24 protein-coding genes are annotated in these 25,602 nt (G+C 59.0%); 14 read left to right on the top strand and 10 right to left on the bottom strand.

Translation table 11 applies throughout. The annotated features are described in order from the left end of the window. Positions 1–34: 34 nt before the first annotated feature. The 12 genes from I9182_RS12880 (at position 35) to I9182_RS12825 (ending at position 12,618) form a co-directional block, all read left to right on the top strand. Positions 35–748 carry a uroporphyrinogen-III synthase gene (locus I9182_RS12880; protein WP_209598509.1) on the top strand — a complete coding sequence of 238 codons (714 nt, stop codon included), beginning with the start codon at positions 35–37 and terminating at the stop codon, positions 746–748. A gap of 54 nt (positions 749–802) precedes the next feature. Then, entirely contained in the window at positions 803–2,017 is a 1,215-nt protein-coding gene (locus I9182_RS12875; RefSeq protein ID WP_209598508.1) for a hypothetical protein, read from the top strand. Between the two features lie 10 nt (positions 2,018–2,027). Continuing rightward, a complete protein-coding gene (locus I9182_RS12870; protein ID WP_209505221.1) occupies positions 2,028–3,521 on the top strand; it encodes a heme biosynthesis HemY N-terminal domain-containing protein in 1,494 nt (497 codons plus the stop codon). A gap of 85 nt (positions 3,522–3,606) precedes the next feature. After that, a complete protein-coding gene (locus I9182_RS12865; protein ID WP_209598507.1) occupies positions 3,607–4,695 on the top strand; it encodes an MHYT domain-containing protein in 1,089 nt (362 codons plus the stop codon). 139 nt (positions 4,696–4,834) lie between these two features. After that, positions 4,835–5,668 (top strand): xanthine dehydrogenase family protein subunit M, encoded by an 834-nt coding sequence (locus tag I9182_RS12860; RefSeq protein ID WP_209505219.1) that lies wholly within the window; start codon positions 4,835–4,837, stop codon positions 5,666–5,668. A 14-nt stretch (positions 5,669–5,682) separates the two neighbouring features. Then, on the top strand, positions 5,683–6,177 hold the full coding sequence (locus I9182_RS12855; RefSeq protein ID WP_209598506.1) for a (2Fe-2S)-binding protein: 495 nt from the start codon (positions 5,683–5,685) through the stop codon (positions 6,175–6,177). Beyond that, positions 6,174–8,591 (top strand): aerobic carbon-monoxide dehydrogenase large subunit, encoded by a 2,418-nt coding sequence (locus I9182_RS12850; RefSeq protein ID WP_209598505.1) that lies wholly within the window; start codon positions 6,174–6,176, stop codon positions 8,589–8,591. The genes I9182_RS12855 and I9182_RS12850 overlap by 4 nt, the downstream gene beginning before the upstream one ends. Positions 8,592–8,696: 105 nt before the next feature. Further along, on the top strand, positions 8,697–9,563 hold the full coding sequence (locus I9182_RS12845) for a MoxR family ATPase (protein ID WP_245222625.1): 867 nt from the start codon (positions 8,697–8,699) through the stop codon (positions 9,561–9,563). A gap of 47 nt (positions 9,564–9,610) precedes the next feature. Next, positions 9,611–10,753, top strand: a complete 1,143-nt coding sequence (locus I9182_RS12840; protein ID WP_245222623.1) for a VWA domain-containing protein — start codon at positions 9,611–9,613, stop codon at positions 10,751–10,753. 13 nt (positions 10,754–10,766) lie between these two features. Next, entirely contained in the window at positions 10,767–11,579 is an 813-nt protein-coding gene (locus I9182_RS12835) for an XdhC family protein (RefSeq protein ID WP_209505215.1), read from the top strand. 99 nt (positions 11,580–11,678) lie between these two features. After that, on the top strand, positions 11,679–12,131 hold the full coding sequence (locus I9182_RS12830; RefSeq protein WP_209505214.1) for a carbon monoxide dehydrogenase subunit G: 453 nt from the start codon (positions 11,679–11,681) through the stop codon (positions 12,129–12,131). A gap of 262 nt (positions 12,132–12,393) precedes the next feature. Continuing rightward, complete coding sequence (locus I9182_RS12825) at positions 12,394–12,618, top strand: hypothetical protein (protein WP_209505213.1); 225 nt, start codon at positions 12,394–12,396, stop codon at positions 12,616–12,618. 30 nt (positions 12,619–12,648) lie between these two features. Here I9182_RS12825 and I9182_RS12820 read toward each other — a convergent pair whose 3' ends face one another. Genes I9182_RS12820 through I9182_RS12800 form a run of 5 tightly spaced genes read right to left on the bottom strand, consistent with a single transcriptional unit; the run spans position 12,649 to position 16,855 of the window. After that, positions 12,649–13,191 carry a DUF3833 domain-containing protein gene (locus I9182_RS12820; protein ID WP_209598502.1) on the bottom strand — a complete coding sequence of 181 codons (543 nt, stop codon included), beginning with the start codon at positions 13,189–13,191 and terminating at the stop codon, positions 12,649–12,651. Continuing rightward, positions 13,188–13,805, bottom strand: a complete 618-nt coding sequence (locus tag I9182_RS12815) for a DUF3833 domain-containing protein (RefSeq protein WP_209598501.1) — start codon at positions 13,803–13,805, stop codon at positions 13,188–13,190. The genes I9182_RS12820 and I9182_RS12815 overlap by 4 nt, the downstream gene beginning before the upstream one ends. Further along, a complete protein-coding gene (locus I9182_RS12810) occupies positions 13,802–15,025 on the bottom strand; it encodes an MFS transporter (RefSeq protein ID WP_209598500.1) in 1,224 nt (407 codons plus the stop codon). Before I9182_RS12810 ends, I9182_RS12815 begins: the two co-directional genes overlap by 4 nt. Further along, positions 15,025–15,519, bottom strand: a complete 495-nt coding sequence (locus I9182_RS12805; RefSeq protein ID WP_245220513.1) for a hypothetical protein — start codon at positions 15,517–15,519, stop codon at positions 15,025–15,027. The genes I9182_RS12810 and I9182_RS12805 overlap by 1 nt, the downstream gene beginning before the upstream one ends. Before the next feature lie 4 nt (positions 15,520–15,523). Beyond that, a complete protein-coding gene (locus I9182_RS12800) occupies positions 15,524–16,855 on the bottom strand; it encodes an FAD-dependent oxidoreductase (protein ID WP_209598499.1) in 1,332 nt (443 codons plus the stop codon). Positions 16,856–17,007: 152 nt separating this feature from the next. On the opposite strand from I9182_RS12800, the gene I9182_RS12795 reads away from it, so the two are divergent. Further along, positions 17,008–17,733: an SDR family NAD(P)-dependent oxidoreductase gene (locus I9182_RS12795; RefSeq protein WP_209598498.1), complete on the top strand. Its 726-nt coding sequence runs from the start codon at positions 17,008–17,010 to the stop codon at positions 17,731–17,733. Positions 17,734–17,736: 3 nt separating this feature from the next. Here I9182_RS12795 and I9182_RS12790 read toward each other — a convergent pair whose 3' ends face one another. Continuing rightward, entirely contained in the window at positions 17,737–19,389 is a 1,653-nt protein-coding gene (locus I9182_RS12790; protein ID WP_209505206.1) for a DUF6504 family protein, read from the bottom strand. Between the two features lie 66 nt (positions 19,390–19,455). Then, positions 19,456–19,746, bottom strand: coding sequence for an I78 family peptidase inhibitor (locus tag I9182_RS12785; protein WP_209505205.1), 291 nt, complete (start codon positions 19,744–19,746; stop codon positions 19,456–19,458). A gap of 130 nt (positions 19,747–19,876) precedes the next feature. Between I9182_RS12785 and I9182_RS12780 the strand changes: the two genes are divergently transcribed. Then, on the top strand, positions 19,877–20,989 hold the full coding sequence (locus tag I9182_RS12780) for an S-(hydroxymethyl)glutathione dehydrogenase/class III alcohol dehydrogenase (RefSeq protein ID WP_209505204.1): 1,113 nt from the start codon (positions 19,877–19,879) through the stop codon (positions 20,987–20,989). Between the two features lie 57 nt (positions 20,990–21,046). Here the strand turns inward: I9182_RS12780 and I9182_RS12775 are convergent, their stop codons facing one another. From I9182_RS12775 to I9182_RS12765, 3 genes are all read right to left on the bottom strand, one after another. Continuing rightward, positions 21,047–21,985: a DMT family transporter gene (locus I9182_RS12775; protein WP_209505203.1), complete on the bottom strand. Its 939-nt coding sequence runs from the start codon at positions 21,983–21,985 to the stop codon at positions 21,047–21,049. Between the two features lie 152 nt (positions 21,986–22,137). After that, positions 22,138–22,551: a group III truncated hemoglobin gene (locus I9182_RS12770; RefSeq protein ID WP_209505202.1), complete on the bottom strand. Its 414-nt coding sequence runs from the start codon at positions 22,549–22,551 to the stop codon at positions 22,138–22,140. Between the two features lie 48 nt (positions 22,552–22,599). Beyond that, entirely contained in the window at positions 22,600–25,518 is a 2,919-nt protein-coding gene (locus tag I9182_RS12765) for an error-prone DNA polymerase (RefSeq protein WP_209598497.1), read from the bottom strand. Positions 25,519–25,602: the final 84 nt, after the last annotated feature.

The raw sequence follows: 25,602 nt of genomic DNA, 5'->3' as shown, positions 1-25,602 counted from the left end.
TGAAGGGTCAAGGCGCCACACGTTGTTTTTGTTGATGACCCGCCCTCGCTCCGCCTCGGAAAGGTTTGTCGAGCAGCTGCCAACCCGCATCAGGTCCCGGGTTCAGGTCCTCTATTCGCCGATCATGGAAATCCGGCCTCTGCCAGTTGCAGTGGATACCAAAGGTGTAAAAGGATTGATCTTTACATCGGCCAATGCGGTGAATGCTGCGGTCTCGAAAGGTGTTGACCGAACTCTGCCGGCCTATTGCGTGGGACCCGCAACAACCGGTACCGCGAAAGGGTATGGGTGGCAGGCCAAGATGGTCGGAACCACGGCGGAAGAATTGGCCGGGCATCTGCTCAAGCATCGGCCCAAAAGCCCCCTTTTGCACCTGCGGGGTGAGCATACACGGGGCAATGTCGCTGGCCGCCTGACCGAATCTGGTCTGACCGTTCGGGAACAGCCGGTCTATCAGCAGCGGTTGTTGCCGCTAACACCCGAGGCAACCGAGGCCGCCAGAGGAAATCTGCCGATAATTGCTCCGCTTTTCTCGCCGCGCACGGCGCGACATTTTGCCGATATCTGGGCCGGATCGGCCCCCCTTTGGCTGGTTGCGATCAGCCAGGCTACGGCTGATCCCCTTTATTCCTTGGGCTATGAGCACCTGAAGATCGCAAAACATCCGACACCCAAGAAAATGCGTAAAGCTGTTAAAAAGCTTGTGAAACATGTGTTGCGGGTTGAGGGTGGCGAGGTCCCCGATTAACTTAACCTGGGCTGTTATTCATCTGAATTTGGATTCGATAAGGGGAATATTGCGGTGGCTGGTAAGAAGAAATCCGATCAAAAGCCGGTGGAACCCCTCGTAGCGGATGATGCAGTTGAAACTGATCTGCGGCAGGAAGATACGCCTGTTGACCCGGCTGAACCTGTAGAAGAAGACCTGTCCGAAGCCGAAGCCGAAGCCGAAGCCGAAGCCGAAGCCGAAGCCGAAGCCGAAGCCGAAGCCGAAGCCGAAGCCGAAGCCCCGGTCGATGAAAAGACCGTCGAACGCGTAGTCGAAAAACGCGGCGGTTTCGTTCCGGCCCTGTTGGGTGGGGCGCTAGCTGCCGTTGCAGGTTTCGCGCTGGGCAATGGAGGGCTGTTGCCAACCGGCCCGGACAACTCGGGGGCGCTGGCGGCGCTGGAAGCAAAGCTGACAGAACAATCGGACCAGATCGCCAAGCTGTCACAGGCGCTTGCAAACGGCCCTGATGTGTCTGGACTGGCAGATCAGATCAAAGCATTGTCGGACAAGCTGACACCGGTTGAAGGCGACCTGAGCACGGTAAAATCCTCGGTTGATGCGCTGTCCGGTGAGGTCGCGCCATTGACGGACCGGATCGCCGCGCTGGAAAAAGCCCCGATTGCCTCCACGGCTTCACCCGAGGCAACTGCCGCGTTTGAGGCGGAACTGAAGAAACTTCAGGACTCGCTGGCAGCTCAACGGGTTGAAGTCGAAAAAATGGTTTCGGACGCGCAGGCTCTTGAAGCGAAAGCCTCGGCAGAAGCACAAGCCGCAACGAATGCTGCCATTCTGGCGCGTCTGCGTGGGCAGCTGGACACCGGCCAGCCTTTTTCGGAATTGGTTGCTGAATTGAAGGCAGGCGGCGTGAGTGTGCCGGACGCCCTGTCCGGCCCGTCGGAAAAAGGCGTGGAAACTCTGACCGCGCTTCGGGCGTCGTTCGAGCCTGCTGCGCGAAATGCATTGGCCGAGGCGCGCGAGTCTGACAAAGGAACGGGTTTGGTCGCCTTCCTGCAACGTCAAACGGGTGCCCGTTCCGTCACGCCTCAGGAAGGTGATAGTCCAGACGCTGTTCTGTCGCGCGCGCAGGCTGCACTGGCAGATGGCGACCTGACCAAAGCGTTGAACGAACTGAAATCACTTCCCGAAGTGGCGCAGGCTGCGATGGCCGATTGGGAGCAGGCGGCCGGGACACGAGCCGCCGCCGTTGACGCCGTGAATACGCTGGCTTCCAGCCCGAACTCGAACTGAAGGACCTGCCATGCTGTGGTCATTGTTTAAGATCCTCGTTTTTGTTGCGATTATCGGCCTGCTGGCGCTGGGCGGTCACTTCCTGATGCAAACCAGCGGTGGGGTGCAGATCACCGTCGCCGGCACGGAATTCACCCTTGGGCCGCTTCAGTCGGTGATTGCGTTGGGTGTTCTGGTGCTTGCGGTCTGGCTGTTCTTCAAACTGCTCAGCCTGTTGGTTGCGACGCTCAAATTCCTCAACGGCGACGAAACCGCTCTGTCGCGGTATTTCGATCGCAGTCGAGAACAGCGCGGCTATCAGGCGCTGGCCGATGGGTTGATGGCGTTGGCCTCAGGCGAAGGGCGCATAGCCATGACCAAGGCCAGTAAGGCCGAAAAGCTGTTGAACAAGCCGGAATTGACGGATCTTCTGGTGGCCCAGGCTGCCGAGATGACGGGTGACACCAAGAAAGCTTCGGACACTTACAAGAAACTGGTGACAAACAGTGCGACCCGGTTTGTCGGTGTGCGCGGTATCATGAAACAGAAGCTGGCCGAAGGGGATGATGAAACCGCCCGCAAGCTGGCCGAAAAGGCACTGGCCATAAAACCCCGCCACGAAGAGACACAGGATGTTCTGCTGAATTTACAGACCAAGGCGCAGGATTGGGCCGGTGCCCGGTCGACGCTGACGTCCAAATTGAAAGCCGGGTATCTGCCGCGCGACGTATTCAAACGCCGCGATGCGGTTCTGGCGCTGTCTGAAGCCAAAGGAATCCTGGATGAAGGCGCAACTGTCGAGCAACAGGAGCGCGCGATCGAAGCCAATCGCCTGTCGCCCGATCTGGTGCCTGCTGCCGCAATGGCGGCCCGCGCGTATATCGCCAAGGGGAAGTCCCGGGCAGCGACCAAGATCCTGAAAAAAGCGTGGGAGGTTCGTCCGCATCCGGATCTGGCCCATGCCTTTGCCGAGATCGAGCCGGATGAAACCCCGGAACAAAGGGTCAGGCGTTTCACGGCACTGACGCGCATTCATCCTGAAAACATGGAAACCCGTTTGATCCTAGCCGAGCTGAACATTGTGGCCGAAGACTTTCCCGAAGCCCGCCGTGCCTTGGGTGATGTTGTCGAAAAACGAGGTGATGCGCGGGCCTATACATTGATGGCTGCCGTTGAGCGCGGCGAGGGTGCCACGGACGCTGTTGTGCAAGGTTGGCTTGCCAAGGCACTGAACGCGCCGCGCGGCCCGCAATGGGTGTGCGACAACTGTCATGACATTCAACCCGAATGGGGACCTGTCTGTCAGAACTGCCACAGCTTCGATACGCTCAGCTGGCAGACGCCACAGACTCCAGAGATTGCAACTGCAACCGGGGTTCACATGTTGCCTTTGATCGTCGGTGCACTTGAGAGCCAGACTGAAGAACCCGAAACAGTCGAGACTGCGGAAGACGACGATGTGGTTGAAGTCACAGTTGATGCCGTAGAGGTCGCGGACGATGCAGAGGCTCAGAAACAGGTCTGAGCCCTGCTGTTGTTAACTGTGAATTGTCGCAATCAATTAGGTTTGCTAACGTCATCCTCGCGTCGGGGAGGGCGTTCAAATCCAAATGCTGGACTACTCTCACAACACTTGGTTGGTGGTGGCTTCGCTTGCCGTGGCGCTCATGGCCGGGTTCACGGGTCTGTACCTGACGCATGGCGCGTCCAGGCTGGATAGCCAGCGGCGCAAGTTCGTGGTGGCATTGGCCGCTGTCATTCTGGGCGGCGGCATCTGGTCGATGCATTTCGTGGCGATGCTGGGGCTGCAACTGCCAATCCTGTTCTACTATGATGCCCTGATCACCCTGATGTCGGCACTGGTCGCGATCCTGATGGTAGGGCTGGCGTTGCTGCTGCTGCATTTCCGGCCTCGTTCGGTTCAGACGATGATCGGATCTGGTGTGATTGTCGGACTGGGCATCGTCGCGATGCACTATGTCGGGATGGCTGGTATGCAGCTTTGCCGCCCCGTCTATGACATTTTCGATGTTGTTCTGTCAGCGCTGGCATCAGTGATCTTGTCTGTCGCCGCTTTTTGGGTGGCTTATGGCAACCGGACTCAACGAAACATCCTGCTCGGCACGGTTTGTTTCGGGCTGGCGGTGTTCACCATGCATTTTGTTGCCACGGGCCTTACGGATTTCGTCGCGAGCGACAGCCTGGGTGGTGCGGGTCCTGCGCTGGATAATCAGGTTTTGGCGATGGGGGTGACGGTATCCGTCTTTCTGATCTGTGGTGCTTTCCTGTTGACCGGTATCACGTTCATAGAGCCAAAGCCCGTGACTGCACCTGCCTCGGGACCTGTGTTGGAACCCGCCCCAATGCGCGCTGGTGTTCCGTATGAGCGCGAAGGCCAGACCTTATTTGCTCATCCCGCCCGGATCGCCGCAATTCGGGCCGAAGGGCATTACACGGTACTCTATATGGACGCAGAGAAACTTTTCTGCCCCTGGTCGATCACCGATGCGGAAACGCGGCTTTTGCCCGAAGGGTTCCTGCGGGCGCATCGCAGTTATCTGGTGAACCCGAAACACGTCTCGCGCTTTGAACGTCACAAGGACAACGGCACCTGTTATTTCGATGGTGTTGACGCGCTGAGCAAGGTGCCGGTCAGCCGGTCCCGCCTGACTGGTATTCGCGAAGCACTGGGGGTGTAGGCGCAACTCGTGCAGTTCTTTCGCATTTCGTGAAACAAGTCGCGCGCTCCGTTTTCCTTAACTGGATCAGTTAAATCCGCCGTTCTTTCCTTACCTCAGGTCCGCCAAGGCATATTGCCCGGACCCAGGGAGGAAAAACATGATACCAGCCGGCTTTGAGTATCACCGGCCAGGCGACATTGCCTCGGCCATCGGCATTCTACAGGAATACGGGGACGAGGCGCGCGTGATCGCGGGCGGGCACAGCCTGATCCCGATGATGAAGCTTCGGATGGCCGAGATGGGTCATCTGGTCGATCTTCAGGCCATTGAAGAGCTTAAGGGAATAGAGGTCGGGCCAGACACCGTTACTTTGGGTGCGATGGTCACGCAGCACGAGCTGATCACCCACAGCGGTCTGGCCGAAGCCATTCCGTTGATCCGCGAGGCGGCGCTTCAGATTGCGGATCCGCAAGTGCGGTACATGGGCACTGTCGGTGGTAATGTAGCCAATGGTGACCCGGGCAATGACATGCCGGGTCTGATGCAATGCTTGAACGCCTCGTTTGAATTGTCCGGCCCGGACGGGAACCGGACAGTTGCCGCGCGTGATTTTTATGAGGCCGCGTATTTCACCGCCCGCGAAGACGAAGAAATCCTGATCCGGATTTCGATCCCTGTGCCGGGTGCAGGCGTGGGGCAGGCCTATCAAAAGCAAAAGCGCAAGATAGGGGATTATGCGACCGCCGCCGCGGCTGTGATGGTTGGCAACGGTCAGGCCTCGGTTGCGATGACCAATCTGGCCGACACGCCCATCTGGTCGGATGAGGCCAGCACCGCGCTGGCCGGGGGTGATGTCGAAGGGTGCGTTGCCGCAATGCTAGACGCAATCGATCCGGTCGCTGATAACCGCGGCCCCGTCGAATTCAAGAAACACGTGGCAGCCGTGGTGCTGCGCCGCGCCATCGACCGTGCGCAAAGCCGCGCGGGCTGAGGGGGAGGGAACCAATGTCGAAAATGCATGTCAAACTGACCGTAAACGGCAAGCAGGTTGACGGTCTGGCCGAGCCGCGCACGCTGCTGATCCACTTCCTGCGGGAAGACCTGAAAATCACCGGCCCGCATATCGGGTGTGAAACCAGCCATTGCGGTGCCTGCACGGTGGATATCGACGGCAAGTCGGTCAAATCCTGCACCGCCTTTGTAGCGCAGGTAAACGGTTCTGAGATCACAACCGTTGAGGGGCTGACCAATGATGATGGCAGCCTTGGAGTGTTGCAGGAAATGTTCCGCGAACATCACGGGCTGCAATGTGGGTTCTGCACGCCGGGCATGATCACCCGGGCGCATCGTCTGCTGCAGGAAAACCCGAACCCGACCGAGGAGGAAATCCGTTTCGGCATGGCCGGAAACCTGTGCCGCTGCACGGGATACCAGAATATCGTCAAAGCGATCTCGGCCTCGGCTGATTTGCTCAATGCACAGAAGGAGGCCGCGGAATGACCGACCAGACCCTGACCCCCGAAGAACGCGCTGCCAACCTTAAAGGTTTGGGCTGCGCCCGAAAGCGCGTCGAGGACGTGCGTTTCACTCAAGGCAAGGGTAATTACGTTGATGACATCAAGCTGGACGGGATGCTGTTTGGCGATTTTGTGCGCTCCCCCTACGCACATGCCCGCGTCGTCAGCGTGAACAAAGAGGCGGCCTTGGCACTGCCCGGCGTGATCGCCGTTTTGACCGCCGAAGACCTGTCGCCTTTGGGATTGCACTGGATGCCGACACTGGCCGGTGACAAGCAGATGGTGCTGGCCGATGGCAAGGTGTTGTTTCAGGGCCAGGAAGTTGCCTATGTCGTGGCCGAAGATCGCTATGTCGCGGCAGATGCCGTTGAACTGGTCGAGGTCGAATACGAAGAGCTTCCAGTCATCACGGACCCGTTCGAATCGTTGAAGTCGGACGTGGTGCTCCGCGAAGATCTGGAAGGTCAGACCGAAGGCGCGCATGGTCCGCGCCAACATCACAACCACATCTTTACGTGGGAACAGGGCGACAAGGACGCGACCGAATCTGTGCTGGCAGAGGCGGACGTGGTCGCCGAAGAGATGATCTATTACCACCGCACCCACCCGTGCCCGCTTGAGACCTGCGGTTGCGTGGCATCGATGGACAAGGTGACCGGCAAGCTGACGCTCTACGGGACGTTCCAGGCCCCTCATGCAATCCGGACAGTTGTGTCTCTGATTTCGGGGCTGGCCGAGCATAATATCCGCGTGATCAGCCCCGATATCGGTGGTGGGTTTGGCAACAAGGTGGGGGCCTACGCAGGCTATGTGTGTTCGGTGGTGGCCTCGATTGTTACCGGCAAGCCGGTGAAGTGGGTCGAGGACCGGATGGAAAACCTGATGTCCACTGCCTTTGCCCGCGACTACTGGATGCAGGGGAAGATTGCCGCCACCAAGGATGGCAAGATCACCGGATTGTGGTGTCACACCACGGCGGATCATGGTGGTTTCGACGCATGTGCTGACCCCACCAAATTCCCTGCCGGGTTCATGAATATCTGCACCGGGTCTTATGACATCGCGGCTGCCTATCTGGCGGTGGATGGTGTCTATACCAACAAGGCGCCGGGCGGTGTGGCCTATCGCTGTTCTTTCCGCGTAACCGAAGCCGCCTATTTCATCGAACGCATGATCGAGGTTCTGGCCATCAAGCTGAACATGGACGCGGCCGAGCTGCGCCGGATCAACTTCATCCGCAAAGATCAGTTCCCGTATCAGTCGGCGCTGGGCTGGGAATATGACTCGGGCGATTATCACACCGCCTGGGACAAGGCGCTGAAGGCCGTGAACTATGAGGGTCTGCGGGCGGAACAGGCGCAGCGGATCGCGGATTTCAAGGCTGGAAAAACGCGCAAGCTGCTGGGCATTGGCCTGACGCATTTCACGGAAATCGTCGGGGCCGGGCCAGTGAAGAACTGCGATATCCTTGGACTGGGGATGTTCGACAGCTGCGAGATTCGCATTCATCCGACCGGATCAGCGATTGCGCGGCTGGGGACGATCAGTCAAGGGCAGGGCCATGCCACAACCTTCGCCCAGATCATCGCCAGCGAAATCGGCCTGCCCGCCGATGACATCACGCTGGAAGAGGGTGACACGGATACCGCACCTTACGGGCTTGGGACTTATGGGTCCCGGTCTACTCCGGTCGCTGGTGCGGCCACGGCGATGGCGGCCCGCAAAATTCGGGCAAAAGCCCAGATGATCGCGGCCTATCTGCTGGAGGTGCATGACAATGACGTCGAATGGGACGTGGATCGCTTTGCTGTCAAAGGCGCGCCTGAGCGGTTCAAGACCATGAAGGAAATCGCATTCGCCGCCTATAATCAGGCCATTCCTGGACTGGAGCCGGGTCTGGAGGCCGTCAGCTATTACGACCCGCCGAATATGACTTATCCGTTCGGGGCCTATATCTGTGTCATGGAGATTGACGTAGATACCGGTGAATGGGAGGTCCGGCAGTTTTATGCTCTGGATGACTGCGGCACGCGGATTAATCCGATGATCATCGAGGGTCAGGTCCATGGCGGGGTGACCGAGGCACTGGCTATCGCGATGGGGCAAGAGATTGCCTATGATGATATGGGCAATGTGAAGACCGGTACACTGATGGACTTCTTCCTGCCAACCGCGTGGGAGACGCCGAACTATACCACCGGCCATACGGTGACCCCGTCCCCGCACCATCCGATTGGGGCAAAGGGTGTGGGGGAAAGCCCGAATGTCGGCGGTGTGCCTGCGTTCTCGAACGCAGTGCATGACGCGTTCCGGCATTTTGGCTTGGTGCAGAGCCATATGCCGCACGACCACTGGCGGATCTGGAAGATTGCCAATGGTCTGGGGATGCATGGGTGAATGGGGTCGGACCGGCTGTTGCCGGTCCGACCGGACGGAGGGGGCTCTGCCCCCTCCGAACCTCCCCCGGGATATTTGTGGCCAGATGAAGATAGGATCCTGGTTTTGACCTTTAAAGATGTGCAGAACGGGTTGGCCGCGCAGGGCTATGTTGCCGATGATCGGTTGGCCATGGCGCTGCATCTGGCGCAGCAACTTGGGCGCCCTTTGTTGCTGGAGGGGCCGGCGGGCGTAGGGAAAACCGATGTGGCCAAAGCGGTGGCAGCGTGGCGCGATACACGATTGATACGTCTGCAATGCTACGAAGGTCTGGACGCCAGTCATGCCATCTATGAATGGAATTATCAAAGACAGCTATTGGCGATAAGGGCGAGCGAAGCGCAAGGCGGCGTCGCGGAGGCGCAGCTGTTTTCGGATGAGTATTTGCTGAAAAGACCTTTGTTAGAGGCGATCTCGGAAACGAAACCACCGGTTCTGTTGATTGATGAGATTGACCGGGCGGATGAGGAGTTCGAAGCCTACCTTCTGGAAATCCTGTCAGACTTTCAGATCACAATACCCGAGTTGGGAACTGTGCAGGCACGTGTGCGGCCTGTCGTCATTCTGACGGCCAACGGGACGCGGGATTTGTCGGATGCGCTGCGCAGAAGGTGTTTGTACAGCTTTCTTGACTATCCTTCGAGAGAGACCGAACAGGCAATCCTGCGGGCGCGACTGCCTGAAATCGAGGGGATTCTGGCGCGTCAGATCATCGGGGTTGTACAGGCGCTGCGTCAGGAAGATCTTGAGAAGAAACCGGGCATCGCCGAAATGCTGGATTGGGCGGCGGCCCTATCCGGGTTGGGTGTCAATGATCTGGCCAAATCCCGCGAAGACGTGCAAGCGACGCTGGTGTGTTTGCTGAAAACTGCCGCAGACTACAATGCGGCACCGCCCGAGGTGATGGATCGCCTGATCGGAAAGGTCGCGTGATGCAGGTTACGCGCTTTCCCGCCCGGGCTTTAGGCCTTGCCGACCGCATGTCGGGCTTCATAGCGCATCTGCGCTTGAATGGCATGAAAATGGGCGCGCTGGATGCAGGGGGCGCGCTTGCCGCCCTGTCCGAAGTGGATGCAACGGATGCCAATCAGGCCCGACAAGCCATGTGCGCGGTCTTGACCGGAGATGCGGAAGATTGGCGCCGGTTTGATGAACTGTTCGATGCTTATTGGTTCAACGCTGGTGCGCAGCGTTCGGGAACAGCGAAAAACAAGCATGCGCGGGTGCAGTCCGCCAAGCCAATGATCTGGCAGAGCAGCACTCAGGCTGAGGACAAACCACGATCCGGGTCGGAGCAAGTGACCACTACGCCTGACTGCGGTGAAGGGGAAGGTGAAGGAGTGGACGGTAAGTTGATCGCCACGCGAACGCCCAACCTGTCACGCCGGGATTTGCGAGAGTTGATGGATGAAGAGACCCTAAAACAGGCTGAAACAGCCGCGCTGGCCTTGGCGCGGGCATTTCGGGACAGGCGATCGCGCCGCCGGAAACAGGCGTTGCGCGGGGCTGCTCTGGACATGCGCCGAATACAGCGCGCCAGTCTGGCGCGAGGCGGTGAGCCGCTGGACCTGTATCGCCGAGCGCGGCCGCCGCGCCCGATGCGGATTGTGGCATTGTGCGACGTGAGTGGTTCGATGACCGTGTACTCACGTGTGTTTCTGGCTTTTCTGAAAGGATTGATCGGCAGCGGGATCGAGGCAGATGCGTATTTGTTTCACACGCGATTGATGCGGGTCACAGATGCGTTGCGCGACCATGACACCCTCCGGGCTGCGGGTCGGTTGTCGCTGATGGCCGAAGGCTTTGGCGGCGGTACGGATATTTCCGGTAGTCTGGAGCGATTTCTGTCGGGATACGGTGCGCGGGCACTGAACGGGCGTACTGTCGTCCTGATTCTGTCGGACGGATATTGCAGTTCTGATCCGCAGGAACTGGGGGATGTGCTGGCCCATATCAGGCGCAAGGCACGCCGGATCGTCTGGCTGAACCCTTTGAAGGGCTGGAAGGATTATCAGCCGATTGCGGCAGCGATGCAGGCAGCTGAACCCTATCTGGATGCGCATTTGCCGGCCAATACGCTGGATGCATTGGCGGCGCTTGAGCCGCAGTTCCAAAAGCTGTGAAAGGAGTCTGACATTGGCGAATTTCGACATTTTTGACACCATCGATCAGCTGCGCGGAACCGGAGAGGCCTTTTGCGTGGCGACAGTTTTGCGCACGGCGGATGCGACCTCGGCCAAAGCTGGGGGGAAGGCGGCGATTACCCAGGCGGGTGAAATCCTGGGGCATTTAGGCGGGGCTTGTGTGCAACGCGCGGTCCGGGCCGCAGCGCAACAGGCTTGGGCGTCCGGGGCGCCGCAGATTATCCGTGTCAAACCTTCGGAAAAGGTGGTGAAAATGACCGATCCCGATGGTGTGCAAACGTTCAAAAGTGGGTGCCCGTCCGGTGGCACTGTTGATCTTTTGGTCGAGCCCTATCAACACGCGCCCCGGCTGGTGATTTTCGGCGAGGGGTTGATTGCCAAAGCGCTGGCGGCACATGGATCGCTGGCCGGATTTCGCACGGCTGTCGAGGATGGGCTTGATATTGCTGGAAACCATGTGCGGTTCGCCTTGGCTCAGGTCGATGCGCTGGGCGTGGAGCCGCGGGACTATGTCGTGGTGGCTGCGCAGGGGCGCAGCGATGCGTCCGCTTTGAAGGCGGCCTTGGAAACCGATGCGGCACGCGTGTCGATGGTGGCCAGTCGCCGCAAGGCAGCTACACTGACTGCAAAGCTTATCGCCCAGGGATTGGACCCTTTGAAGGTCGCGCGCCTGAAATCCCCTGCTGGCTTGGACATACATGCCATAGACCCGCATGAGATCGCCCTGTCGATTTTGGCCGAAATCGTGATGTGGCGGAACGGTGAAAAGGCGGCAAAGGGGTCGCATGATGAAAAGCTTGCTTGAACACCTTTGCCACATGTGGCCTGCGTGGCTGGCTCAAAGGATAGAAACGGCTGCAACGCGCCTATTTCCAAGATCTTGTTGAACAAAGGAAAGACCTGAATGGAACTGACTGATGAAATCCGTATCGCATCGCCACGGGACGTCGTTTACCGTGCGCTCAACGATCCCGACATTTTGATGGAATGCATCCCGGGATGTGAGGAACTGACGCAGAAATCACCAAACGAGCTTGAGGCGAAAGTTGTTCTGAAAATAGGCCCGGTCAAAGCGCGCTTTGCAGGTGAGGTCACGTTGGACACAGCCAATGCACCAAATGGGTTCTCTCTGATGGGTGAAGGCAAGGGCGGGGCGGCTGGATTTGCCAAGGGCGGCGCAGACGTGTCGTTGACCGAAGAAGGAGACGAAACCGTACTGAAATACACGGCGAAAGTTGATGTTGGCGGCAAGATCGCGCAACTCGGCAGTCGGTTGATTGCAGGAACCGCCAAGAAGTTGTCGGCAAAGTTCTTTACGCGGTTCGGAGAGATTGTGTCAGAGCAGTCGGCGGCATGATCCGGGGCATCCATAGCAGAGAGGTTGTCAAAGAAGGAACCAGTGTCGACATGGCGGGAAAACCCGCTCTAAACAGAATGTGTGGCAATCGGCGGTGCCTGCAAATACTCAGTCAAGACAACGCTCTTCAGCGAGAGCAGCGAACACCCCTGTCAACGGGGGGTTGAAAATCGGGTTCTGCCCATAAAAAATTGGCTTTTCCCGAAATAACCGGTAGGTTTTCTGCAAAAGGTGGAAAACACCGGAGGCAGTAAGAGAGCAGATGTCACAGGCAAAAACTCGTGTTTTGCGGACCACGATACCTGCCGGTCTTGTCGGCAAACGGGACGGTCTTTTTTTCTTGTGGGGCGAGATTGAGCGTGCCCGTTTGAAAACTGAAGTCGGAGCCCGCCAGGATGCTGCAACGCCGGATGGGCCAAGTGCAAACATGGCTGGCGCAGCAAGGCGACTGGTACAGGTGCCGGTGGACGAGTTCATATTTTATTGATGGGCAACGTCTGGATGGGAATAGCGGGATCTATTCTTTTTCAAAGATCAGGATAACTTCGCCGAGGCGTACGCCAAAGCGTGAGACGTAAGCGCGGTTCAACAGACGGTCCTCGGTCAGCAGCCACATCCAGTCGTCAAAACCGACGCGCATCGTGCCATCTTTGACAGGCAGGTCAATTTTGTATTTCCAGTTGAAGGTGTCGCCCCTTTCGGTCCCGCTGGCGGTTCCCAGCACACCGGGTGCAGTACCAGCCCACGTGTCATCACCAGTCTTTGTCAACGTCCAGATGCGCTGTTCAGTTGCGCCGTCGTCGTAGATAAAATCCTCGACCAGTGTCAGGGTTTTCCCGTCCCATGTGCCGTCGATATCGACTTCAAACCTGCGTGAAACATTCCCCAACACATCCTGAAACTGCCCGTAAGCCACGGTCTTTCCGTCGAAGAATTCCTCGAGGTTCAGTTGCCGTTCAGACAGAAAGGTTGTCGGAACCTTCGGTTTGCCGGAGCAGGCAGCCAGAAGAGCAAGGCTTGCGACGGCAACACATGTAATCAGAGAGCGACCTGTGATCATTGCACCAGCTGCCTTTCTGAAGTGATGCTGTACTCATTTGCGCCACTTACGTGGATCGGATGTGATTTGGGGTTCGGGCGCATTGTTGCAACGAGTTCAGCAACCTTGATGCCGAACTTACGCATCTCGGAACGATTCATGATGACGCCATGTTCTGTCAGATACATCCAGTCTGTAACATCCAGCGTGTGTCCTCCTGCGTCTTTGGGCAGAATGATCCTGTAGTTCAGCTTGATCGTTGCGCCGGATATCGTGCCGTGACCTTCGCCAACGATATCCTCTGCCGTTGCCGTGAACGTATTTCTGGTGCCAAGCGTCAGATACCATTTACGGTTCATCTTTTTGCCATTTGAGTACGTGAAGAACTCGGAAAGTGTGCCGGTGTTCCCATTCCACTCACCGACCATGCGGGCCACAAAGCTGTTCGACATCCTGCCATTGGGGCCATAGATCAGACCCTCGGACAGGATTTCACCGTTCAGATGCCTTTTCAGCGAAAAGATGGGCCCAGTACCGGCATAGTCTGACGGGGTCTGCGCACGAAAGCTCAGCAGTCGGGCGCGGAAAAACATTGCAATCAGCAGAGCCAGCAGGATGATGGCGAAAGCATTCATTTGCTTGTAACCTCGGTTGGCAGGGTCAGGACCATTCCAAAGGCCCCAAGTTTCAGGATGCAGGGCAGCACCGCGTAGGCGAGATTGAGTGAATCAAGCGCTTGGGCGGAATTGGTTTGACCGGGGGTGAAGCCACTGCGCTCCAGCAATGGCAGGGTAATAAAGGCTGCCAGAGCCAGGCCCAGCTTGCCAGCAAAGGACCAGATACCAAACGCTGTGGACGCGTTAAGACCGGCTCGGGTCAAAGTGACCGAAAACATGGCGGGCAGCACGACCATATCCGCGCCCAGAGCGGCACCCGAGGCGAGGCAAATCAACGCAAAACCGGTGAGGTTCCCAGCGCTCAGTGTGGCGGCACCGATAAACCCCGCGATGGAAAGCGGCATCGCAATCATCAGTGTCTGTTTCGAGCCAATTTTGTTGCTGAGCTTTGCCCAAAGCGGCACGCTTGCGCCCGCGCTGAGGAAAAACAGGATCAGCAACGGTCCGGCTTTGCCGGGCAGTTGCAAACGGTCCTCTACGAAAAAGAGAAACAGGGTCGATGTGATGGCCACAGGCAGGCTGTTGATCAAAGCCAGCACCAGAAGGCGCAAACCCCCGGCCTTGCCCAGGCTTGCGAAAGACAGACCGGATCCGGTGATTGGGGGCCGCCGCCAGATCGGAACAGTCAACAAAAGGGTTGCGACCGATAGCAGACCCAGAAACAGACCAAATGCGGGATAGCCTTGCGCGTGGGCTCCGGCGGCAACAAAAAGGGCAGGGGCACTTGCCGCGATGATAACGCCTGTCAGTTGTCCGCCTTCCCGATAAGCGGCGAGGGTCATCAACTCCTTCGCATCAGCGCGTTTTGCTAGCGTCGCACTACGCCCGTAGAGCAGGATAGTCCCCAGGCTAAAAGCCGAAAACAACAGTATCAGAAGAACAATCAATGTCAGTACATCTGCGCCTTGTTGCAGGCTGAACAGTGCCGGAAATCCAATGGCAAGGCCGAGAGCTGCCATGGACGCAAAGACAAGCTGGCCACTGGGCCATCTGTCTATCGCCCAACCGATCAGTGGGTCCTGTACCAGATCGACCAAACGGATCACCAGCAAGACGGTACCGATCACCCCCAGTCCAATGCCCAGATTCACCGCCGCAAAACGCGGCAGATGAATGTATAGCGGGATACCCGCCGCAGCGAGCATCAGCGCGTATAAGCTGACCCGAGGGTAAAGCATCACTTTCCCTGAAGCATTTGGGTGAAGGACGCTGACCGTGTGTTTTCGCCGAGGAAAACCGACATGAAACTGCGTTTGATGCCCGGATATGCCATTGTGCAGGTCTTTCGACCGTTCAGCCAGAAACTGACCTTGTCTGGCCCGTCGGACACCGCCAGATAGCTGTCACCCTTGGTGACACCCCTAAAACACACGTCCAGTTGGTCGCCGACCGGGGCAGGGTGGCCGACGCGTTTCATCTCGCCGAGCGTCGAGTTGACCAGCGCATTCTTCTTGATGCTTTTACGGTATGTCAGCTGAAGCCCGAAATCTTCACTCCAACTGAACGAAGCACCTTTGGGTGTGTAAAGCTTGGCGTCGTAAATCGGAAACCCGAGATAGCGGAAGGTTGCAGTTCCGCGAAGTTGTGCACCATCCAACTCTTCCGTCACAGGCGACGCGATCAACCCAGTGGGGGCCAGCAAGGAAAGGCTTAGAAGGCTCGCGCGCAACATCCCGCTATTCGGCGGCAACAGAGATGGCCGGATCTTGTCCAAGAATGGCATATTCAGCTCCGATTGTTTGCGGGGCACCATTTATCCGCTCAACAACATGCATCGCGCTGGCGATCCCGTCTTCGTGAAATCCGTGCCGGTTATACGCACCGGCGAACCAGGTTCGGTTCTGTCCTTGTATCTCGCGAATATGCCCCTGTGCTTTCAGGGCGGCTTTGTCGAATACCGGGTGGGCAAATTCGACCTGATCATAGATTTTATCCGCTGGAATCTCTGTCGAGGCGTTCAGCGTCACAAAAAGCGGGTCGTTGTCCGGTATGTTCTGTAGTCGATTCATCCAATATGTAACGCCTACGTCTCCGGCCTGTGATCGATAGGTCCAGCTGGACCAGCATGCACGCCGCTTTGGCATCTGGCCAGGATCACAATGCAGGGTGGCGGTGTTGGGTTGGTACCGAATTGCGCCCAGTGCAGCGGTTTCCGCCGGGGTGGCATTCCCGCCCAAAATGGCAAGCGATTGGTCAGAGTGGGTAGCCAGGATGATCTCATCAAACTGATCCACCGCACCCTGACTGCGGACCGTAACACCTGTCTCACTCCGGGAAATGTTCTGAACCGGACTGGCCAAACGGATTGCCGCCCCTCGTGCCCGTAGGGCGGCATCGATCCTGCGGACATATTCGATACTGCCACCTTTAACTGTGTACCACTGGTGTTGATTTGCGCGGCCACTGGCCAGAAGGGCGTGATTTCGAAAGAACTGTACCAATGAGCGTGCAGGGAACTGATCCACCAGCTCAACCGGAGTTGACCAGATCGCCCCACACATGGGCATCAGATAGTTGTGGCGGAACCAGTGTCCTAGCCGAAGCTGATCCACCAGCTCACCAATCGTGGTGTCGTCGTCTCTTGCAGCCTCCGGAGCCTTTTTGCCAAAGCGCAGAATGTCGGCAATCATCTTGTAATAGGCGGGGCGCGCAAGATTGCGCCTCTGCGCGGTCAGGGTGCGCAGATTGTTCAAACCATATTCGATACGACCATTGTCGATTGTCGCGCCAAAACTCATTTCGCTTTCGATCACGGGAACATTGAGCTCATCAAAAAGTCGGGTCAGAAAAGGATAGGTTGCGTAGTTGAAGACGATGAAACCAGTATCCACCGGTTGATCGCCGTTCTTCCCGGCCATGACTGTGCGGGCATGGCCACCTAACCGCGGTTCCGCCTCATAGAGGGTCACGTCATTGTTTTCTGAAAGGTAGTAGGCGGCTGAAAGGCCTGAAATACCTGCACCAACAACTGCGATTTTCTTCCGTACGCCCTGGGTTTCGTCGAACATTCCAGCCTCGTTAAGTGGTTCTTAGAATGGAATACGCGGGGTAGGTGCAGCTGGATCAATCCGGTTGGAAGTTTTGTCAGAAGCGCGATCGCATTTGATCCAACTACGTCACGGGCCCGTAGAATATGAAACATGACTGAATCGGCCCGCGCATGAGCAGCTTTGACGGAAAAACCTATTGGATCATCGGCGCAAGCGAAGGTTTGGGTCGTGCTTTGGCTAAGGCGCTAAACGACAGGGGCGCGCATTTGATCTTGTCGGCACGTAGTTCTGAACGTTTGGCTGACATCTGCTCCGAGCTTCACAATGCCCGTGCGATCCGGTGCGATGTCACTGATTTAGACTCTGTTCGCCGGGCTGTGGCCGAAGCGGGTCTGGTCGATGGGCTGGTTTACAATGCCGGCGCGTATGACCCCGTGCGCTCGGCGGATTGGGATACAGAGGCGTCGCTCAGGATGGGTGATGTAAACTATCTGGGTGCTTTGCGTGTGTTGGGTGAAACCGTCCCGGACCTTGTTAAGGCAGGTCGGGGGGATATTACGCTGATCGGGTCGCTCGCGGGCTATCACGGGTTGCCAGCGGCCATCGGATATGGGGCCAGCAAGGCGGCATTGATTTCCCTGGCGGAAACGATGCGCCATGATCTGGCGGGCACCGGCGTGACCGTGCGGATCATTAATCCCGGCTTCATCAAGACCCGTCTGACTGAGAAAAACAGCTTCAGGATGCCCATGCTGATGAGCCCCGAGGATGCCGCGGGTCGTGTGGTCAAGGCGATGTCGCGGCGCCGTTTCCGTACGGATTTCCCTGCACCATTCTCGTGGTTTATCCGTCTGATTGACTATCTGCCGGATCTGTTGGTGTACCGAGGGAAATAGACCCTAACCAAATTGCCCGTGACAGAACCAGCCTGCAGACATGGTTCCGCCATGGCCATAAAACAGCCACAACCGCTCGCCCTGCTGTGTCACTACAACCCAGTAGTCCCGCACGCCGCTGCGCCAGTTCGGGTCATCCAGCCACCATTCCGGTGCGATCCGTTCCGGGCCGGTGGCCTGCGCCAGCTGCCAGTTACGCCCGCGCCAGCGAAAGGCGCTGGGCACGTCAGGGGTTTCCGGTGCCATCACCGGCTCTGGCGGCCACATCAGCAGGGGGCGGGGGCGTGGCGGCGCAGGCCAGTTGCGGGCAGGTTCCGACCATGCCGCCGCCAGCGTTTGCGCCGTTTTCTCAGGGATGTGCGAGGCCGCGGGATGGCGCCGGGTGATCGCCTCAAGCCCCACCCGCGCGCCCAGCTTGCCGATCAGGTCATCCACGGCGGTATTGCCCGCCAGCCGGTTGCGGGCCACACGGCGGGCTTCGGCATGGCCGGCCACGGTGCGCGCGTGGATGGGTTCTGTCTGAACCGCCTCAAGCCGCAGCATGTCGATGCCGTAGCCTGCGTCGATCTTGTCGATTTTCATCTCTAACAAAGGGCGAATGCGGTATTTATCGTAAGTTGGGCGGGCCAGACCGACCTCGATAATCTCAGCTGCCTGATCGGCGCGGTGCGCCTCCAGCCGCAGGGTGCGGGCACCGCGCCCCTTTTCTTCCAGCTTGGTGCAAAGCGTTGGCAGAACCCGATCAACCGCAGCCATGACATCCTCAACCAGACCAATCGGGTTGGGCAGGGTCATCCGCACCGCGAAGTGATGCGACGGACGGGCGGGCGAGACAGGCTCGGGCGCGCTGCCCATGGCCTGATCCAACCGCAGAACCAACCCGCGCCCAAACCTCCGCGCAAGGCTGGCGCGGGGTTGGCCCAGCAGATCGCCGATGCGGCGCAGGCCCAGACGGTTCAGCTGCACGACAACCTGATCTTCCAATCGCAGCGCGGCGATAGGCAGGGGGCTGAGTGCGCCATAAGATTGACCCGGCGGTGCGATCCGCGCGCCTCCGCCCAGGGCCCTCACTTGTGGCGCGGTGCCGCCCTTGGTCCAGTGCCGCCGTTTGCCCGCCCGGGCGCGGGTGGCACGGGCCTCCTGATTGATGGCGTCGCCATTGCGGTCGGATGTGGCTGCTTGCCCCGCATAGCGCGCCAAAGCCCAGGCTGCGCCCAGCGTGTCGGCGATGCCCATCTGTACGCTGAGGCCCATATCCGCGCAGTCGGTTTCAAGAATGTTCAGCAACGCCTCCTCTCCGCCAAACAGATGGGCGCAACCTGACAGATCGACGATCAGCCCGTCCGGGGCCTCTTCGGCCACCCATGGGCTGAACTTCCCCGCCCAGCGGCGCAGCGCGGCCAGGAACGCGGCTTCGGCCGGGGCGTTACGGTGGCGTGTGATCAGGTTGGCACACATGGCATGAGCATCCCGCACCGGCTGGCCTACACGCAGCCCGGCAGCCTGCGCATCGACATTCACTGAGGTAATAACCTGCATGTTCGACTGCTCGGCCACGATGGCCAAAGGCCCGGTATGCAGCCCCCGCGCAGCGCGGATCAGCCGTTCAGCCCCCAGACGGGGGAACCATAGCGAAAGTATTCGGCGTTTGGGCATTTGCAGGCATCACAATGTTCTTACTTTGTTCTTAAGTGAGAATCGATGCCTGAGTCGAGTCCGCCCTTATCCGCAGGTCAGCCGCTGGATGATCCCGTCGCCATTCACGTACACGTTCAACCGGTCGATGCGGTAATCCTGTGTGGCGATTCCATCCGGGCCCAGCACGCGCGACCGCGCCGGCAGGTTTGCCTGAATGTTCGAAACCGGCTGGCCAACGGTATCGGAAAAATCCTCTCCCTGACAAAAGGCCAGATCGACCGGGGCAGGTTCCGGCGGCAGCAAAGCGTCTTCGGGCGCGGGTGGAGTCTCAGCGCAGGCCGCCAGAAAGATCAGGATCGGGAAAAATCGGTGCATTGGCGTTCCTCATTCTGGCAATGTCGTTTCTGCAATATCAATTAATTAGCCAACCTGCCATGAAAGCACGGTTGAAAACACCCTGTAATTGACGCAGGGTCGGGGCAAAAGTGACAGGGAGAAAAGTAGCATGCGTACCCGTGCCGCCGTCGCCATTCAGGCAGGCAAACCTTTGGAAGTGATGGATGTGAACCTCGAAGGCCCCAAGGCGGGCGAGGTTCTGGTCGAGATCAAGGCCACCGGTATCTGTCATACCGACGAATTCACCCTGTCGGGTGCCGACCCCGAAGGCCTGTTCCCGGCCATTCTGGGCCATGAAGGCGCAGGCGTCGTGGTCGAAGTGGGTCCGGGTGTAACCAGCCTGAAACCGGGCGATCATGTGATCCCACTTTACACCCCCGAATGCCGCGAGTGTGAATACTGTCTGCACCCCAAGACCAACCTGTGTCAGGCGATCCGGGAAACCCAGGGCAAGGGTCTGATGCCCGATGGCACCTCTCGTTTCTCGACCTTGGATGGCGATCCGATCCTGCATTACATGGGCTGCTCGACCTTCTCGAACCACACGGTTCTGCCTGAAATCGCGCTGGCCAAGGTGCGCGAGGACGCGCCGTTCGACAAGATCTGCTATATCGGCTGTGGTGTCACGACCGGTATCGGCGCGGTCATCAACACCGCCAAGGTGGAAATCGGCAGCCGCGCAATCGTTTTTGGTCTGGGCGGTATCGGCCTGAACGTCATTCAGGGCCTGCGTCTGGCTGGAGCAGACCAGATCGTCGGCGTCGACCTGAACCCCTCCAAGGTGGAAATGGCCACCAGGTTCGGCATGACCGACTTCGTGAACCCGTCCGAGGTTGAAGGCGATCTGGTGCCGTATCTCGTCAACCTGACCAGGGGCGGTGCGGATTATACGTTTGACGCCACAGGCAATGTCGGCGTGATGCGCGCAGCACTTGAATCAGCGCATAAGGGCTGGGGCGAATCCATCATCATCGGCGTGGCACCTGCTGGGGCCGAAATCTCGACCCGGCCATTCCAGCTGGTTACCGGTCGTTCATGGCGCGGTACCGCGTTCGGCGGCGCGCGTGGGCGCACGGATGTGCCCAAGATCGTCGACTGGTACATGGAAGGCAAAATCGAGATCGACCCGATGATCACCCACACCATGGGTCTGGACGACATCAACCACGGCTTTGACCTGATGCATAAGGGCGAAAGTATCCGTTCGGTGGTGATTTACTAAGAGTAAACACCAAAGTTGTCGAAAACGGCGCGCTGATCGGCGCGCCGTTTTTTAGACCTACTTTCCAGGCCGTGTTGCCCCTGTGTCTGCCCGGGGTGAACGAACCCGCAGAACCGGGGTGTTGACCGAGGTGGTGTTGGCCCGGCTTTCTCGCCAAACAACATAGACACCGGATGCGATGATGATACTGGCACCGACGGCGACCCAGATGTCAGGGCGCTCGTCGAAGAAGATCATGCCAAACAGCGTCGCCCAGATGATCTGGCTGTACTGGCTGGGGGCGACGACACCGGCGGGCGCGGCGCGGTAGGCCAGAATGATCAGGTGTTGGGCGATGACGGAAAACACCCCAACCAGTGCCATCATCGCCAGATGCAGCAGGGACGGCGGCTGATATACAGCCGGTTGGGCAAGGCTCATCACAACGATAGCCAGCAACATCGGATAGAGGATCAGCACGGCCGAGCGCTCCTCATTCCCGATCTTGCGCACCAGGACCGAGGCAAAGGCGCTGCAGAAGGCGGCCATCAGGGCGGCCATGTGGCCCAGTGTGATATCCGTTGCACCGGGGCGCAGAACGATCAGGACACCGATCAGGCCGACACCAACCGCAGCCCAGCGCTGAACGCGGACCACTTCACCCAGTATCGGGATCGACAGCACCGTGACGATCAGCGGGAATGAGAACAGCAGGGAATAGACCTCGGCCAGTGGCAGAACCGAAAACGCGTAAAACGCGCAGGACATAGCCGTTACCATCAGGCCCGAGCGCAGCAAAACCAGCCATGGATGATGCGGCAGAAAGTTTCCCGTCGTGCGGTCGGCCAGGATCGTGACGGCCATTGGAACGAACGAAAACAGCGTGGCGAAAAAGATGATCTGCATCACTGAATAGGTGCCGCCCAGCACCTTGATCAGCGCGTCGTGGCTGGCAAAGACGGCAAAGCCAAGAAATGCATAGCCAAGCCCCCGCAGGGTGTTGTTTTGTGCGCTCATCGATCCGGCCTCGGCCTATGTTGGTATGGTGACGATACATCATAGCAGCGCAGGCAGGGTTCCCGGCTGTCCTTGTGCTGCTTAACCCTATTCTGAGGGCGCGAATAGTCCTTATTTTACCGCTAACATCGCATGGCCGCCATGATCTGGGATCATCGCAGGAGCGGCGGCGCGTCTTTGGGCTGTCGCGCGGATTGGACACCTGCCTTCATGCCGACACCGATGCGGCGGGCCAAGGCGACCCACGGGGTGGCCGTTTCAGCGGGCAGCGTTCGGGTGGCAACCTCTTCGAACAGATCCAGCCAATGGGCAAAAAATTCCGGTTTCACATCGGGCCGTTCGATATGGACCCGTTGCGGATTGCCGTCATAGCAGCGCTCATACAGGATGGCATTGCGCCAGAAGGCGGCGATCTTGTCCTCATGCGCGGGCCAGTCGGTGACGTGGTTTGCGAATACGGGCCCAAGAACCGCGTCTTGCCGGATACGGGCATAAAAGGCGCGAACTTGCGCGTTGATCTGCTCGGGCGTCGCGGGAAAGCGCGGGGGAAGGATGGGTCTGGTCATGACGGCCTGAATTTCGACTCTGTTTTTGGCAGATAGGGTGTTCCGGCGTTACGGAACAGAGGTGGTTTTGTCGCGCCCATCCGGTGTCAGCAGATGCCGCAGCAGGGCCACCGGGTGCGCCCGCAGGCTGAGGCGGGTGGCGACGTAATCTTCGACCACCTGCTCGCCCAGCGCCATCTGTGGCAGGTAAGCCTTGGGTTCATCCAGCGCCTCGCCCTCCAAGTCCTGCGAGAACAGTGGCAGAGGTTTGGCGGTGGCAATTGCCTTGGCTTGCCACAGCGCCTCGCGCCGGGTCAGATCGCAAGCGGCGAAGGCATCAGCCTCGGCCAGCCGTTCGATCACCGATGGCCCAAGGCCTGCGCGGCGCCAGACATCGTCGACCTGGGTGTAGCCGTTGCCGCGTGCGGCGGTCAGCCAACTGGCGTCCTCTTCGCTAAGCCCCTTGATCTGGCGAAAGCCCAGCCGCAGCGCCAGCCCGCCATGGCCGTCGGGCTCCATCACGTTGTCCCAGAAGCTGGCATTGATGCAGACCGGGCGCACCTGAACGCCATGTTCGCGCGCATCCCGCACGATTTGCGCTGGCGCGTAGAACCCCATCGGCTGCGAGTTCAGCAGGGCGCAGGCGAAGATGCCCGGATGGTGGCATTTGATCCAGGCCGAGGCATAGACCAGCAGCGCAAAACTGGCCGCGTGGCTTTCGGGGAAGCCATAAGACCCGAACCCTTCGATCTGCGAAAAACAGCGCTCGGCGAAGTCATCCTCATACCCGTTGCGTTTCATCCCGCGCAAAAAGAGCGCGCGGAATTCGCTGACATTGCCATGTTTCTTGAAGGTTGCCAGCGAGCGGCGCAGCCGATCGGCCTGTTCCGGGGTGAACCCCGCGCCGACAATGGCGATCTGCATTGCCTGTTCCTGAAACAGCGGTACGCCTAGCGTTTTGCCCAATACCTCACCCAGCGCGTCCGAGGGGAAGCTGACCTCCTCCTCTCCGTTCCGGCGGCGGATATAGGGGTGGACCATGTCGCCCTGAATGGGGCCGGGGCGGATGATGGCAACCTCGATCACCAGATCATAGAAATTACGCGGCCGCATCCGCGGCAGGAAGTTCATCTGTGCACGTGATTCCACCTGAAACACGCCGATGCTGTCCGCCTTGCAGAGCATGTCATAGACCACCGGATCCTCGGGCGGCAGGGTGGCAAGGGTGTAGCTGGTCTGATGATGCTGGCCGATCAGGTCAAACGCCTTGCGGATGCAGGTGAGCATCCCGAGGCTGAGGACATCGACCTTGAGGATGCCAAGGCTGTCGATGTCGTCTTTGTCCCAGCAGATGACCGTGCGGCCCTCCATTGTGGCGTTTTCGATGGGGACAAGCTCATCCAGCCGACCCTCGGTGATGATAAATCCTCCCACATGCTGCGAGAGGTGGCGGGGAAAGCCGTCGATCTCATAAACCAGCATTAGAGTCTGTTTCAGGCGTCGATCTTCGGGGTCGAGGCCAATTTCGCGCATCCGTTGCGCCTCAAGCCCCGAGGCCGAGAAAAAACCCCAAAGCTGTGAGGAAAGCGCCGAGATCGTATCTTCGGTCAGGCCCATGGCGCGTCCAACCTCGCGGATGGCGCGTTTGCCGCGGTAATGGACCACCGTGGCGCAGAGGCCCGCGCGTTCGCGGCCATAGCGGTCATAGATGTGCTGGATCACCTCCTCGCGGCGTTCATGTTCGAAATCGACATCTATGTCTGGCGGTTCATCGCGCGCCTCGGAGACGAAGCGTTCAAACACCATGGTGCCCATCTCGGGGCTGACCTCGGTGATGCCGAGACAGAAACAGACGACCGAGTTGGCAGCCGAGCCGCGCCCCTGGCAGAGGATGCTGCGCGAACGGGCAAAATGGACGATATCGCGGACGGTCAGGAAGTAGGGTTCGTATTTCAGCTTGCCGATCAGCGTCAGCTCATGCGCCAGCATCTTTTTGGCTTTCTCGGACGCCCCGGCGGGATAGCGCCATTTCAACCCCTCATGCGCCAGACGGTGCAGGCGCTGGGTCGGGGTTTCTTGCGCGCTGCCCTCGCTGGGGTATTCATAGCGCAGCTCGTCCAGCGAGAATGTGAGTTGTTCACTGAGTTCATGGGCGCGGGAAACGGCCCCCTCATGACCTTTGAAGATGCGTAGCATCTCGGCCTCGGAGCGCAGGCGCTGTTCACCATTGGCCAAAGCGTCCCGGCCCAATGCGTCCACCTTGCGGCGCAGGCGGATGGCGGTCAGCACATCGCCCAGTTTGCGGCGGGTGCCGTGGTGCATCATCGGTGTCGCACTGGCGAGCGTGAGGATGCCAAGCTGTTTTGCCTCAGTCTCTAATAAAGAGAAAAACGCGCTATCGGCGCCATCATACCGGGGGTGCATCAACAGATACATCCGCCCGGCAAAACGGCGCGTCAGCTGCTGCGCCTGTGTCCGCCACGCGCACGCGCCGCCCGAAGAGCCCGCCGCCTGTGGCCACAGCAGCAGGTGGAGGTCATCGGAAAATTCGAGCAGGTCAGACAGGTGCAGGATGCAGTCGCCCTTCTCGGCGCGCAGACGGCCTTTGGAGAGGATGCGGCACAGGTTGGCCCAGCCCTGCCGGTTCAGGGGCAGGGCGGTGACCATGGGCGCATCAGTGAAGATCAGCCGCGCCGCCGGGATCAGGCGGGGAACCGCGTGGATGGGATAGGAGGGCGGCTTGGAGATATGATCGGGGCAGGGTGGCCCGATTGAGGTATTCTGCTCCTCCCACGCCAGCCGTTCGCGGACCTTGCGGGCGATCTCGCACGCCTGAGTGTGGGCGCGGACGATCCCGGCGACCGAGTTGTCATCAGCAATCGCAATGGCGGGCAAGCCCAGGGTGACGGCACGCTCCATATACTCCTCGGGGTGCGAGGCCCCGGTGAGGAAGGTAAAATTCGACGTGATCGACAGCTCGGCATACATGGCGATTCCACATTATATTCACGTTTTGTTCTTTTTCGAGTCCTTTGCGCAGGAAACGGGTCGATTGGGTCCGGTCGCACGGGC

It is taken from the genome of Ruegeria sp. HKCCSP351 (assembly GCF_017872535.1).
GTDB lineage: Bacteria > Pseudomonadota > Alphaproteobacteria > Rhodobacterales > Rhodobacteraceae > Ruegeria.
Note: the sequence above shows the minus strand (reverse complement) of the source record. Positions and strands in the feature narration are given on the sequence as shown.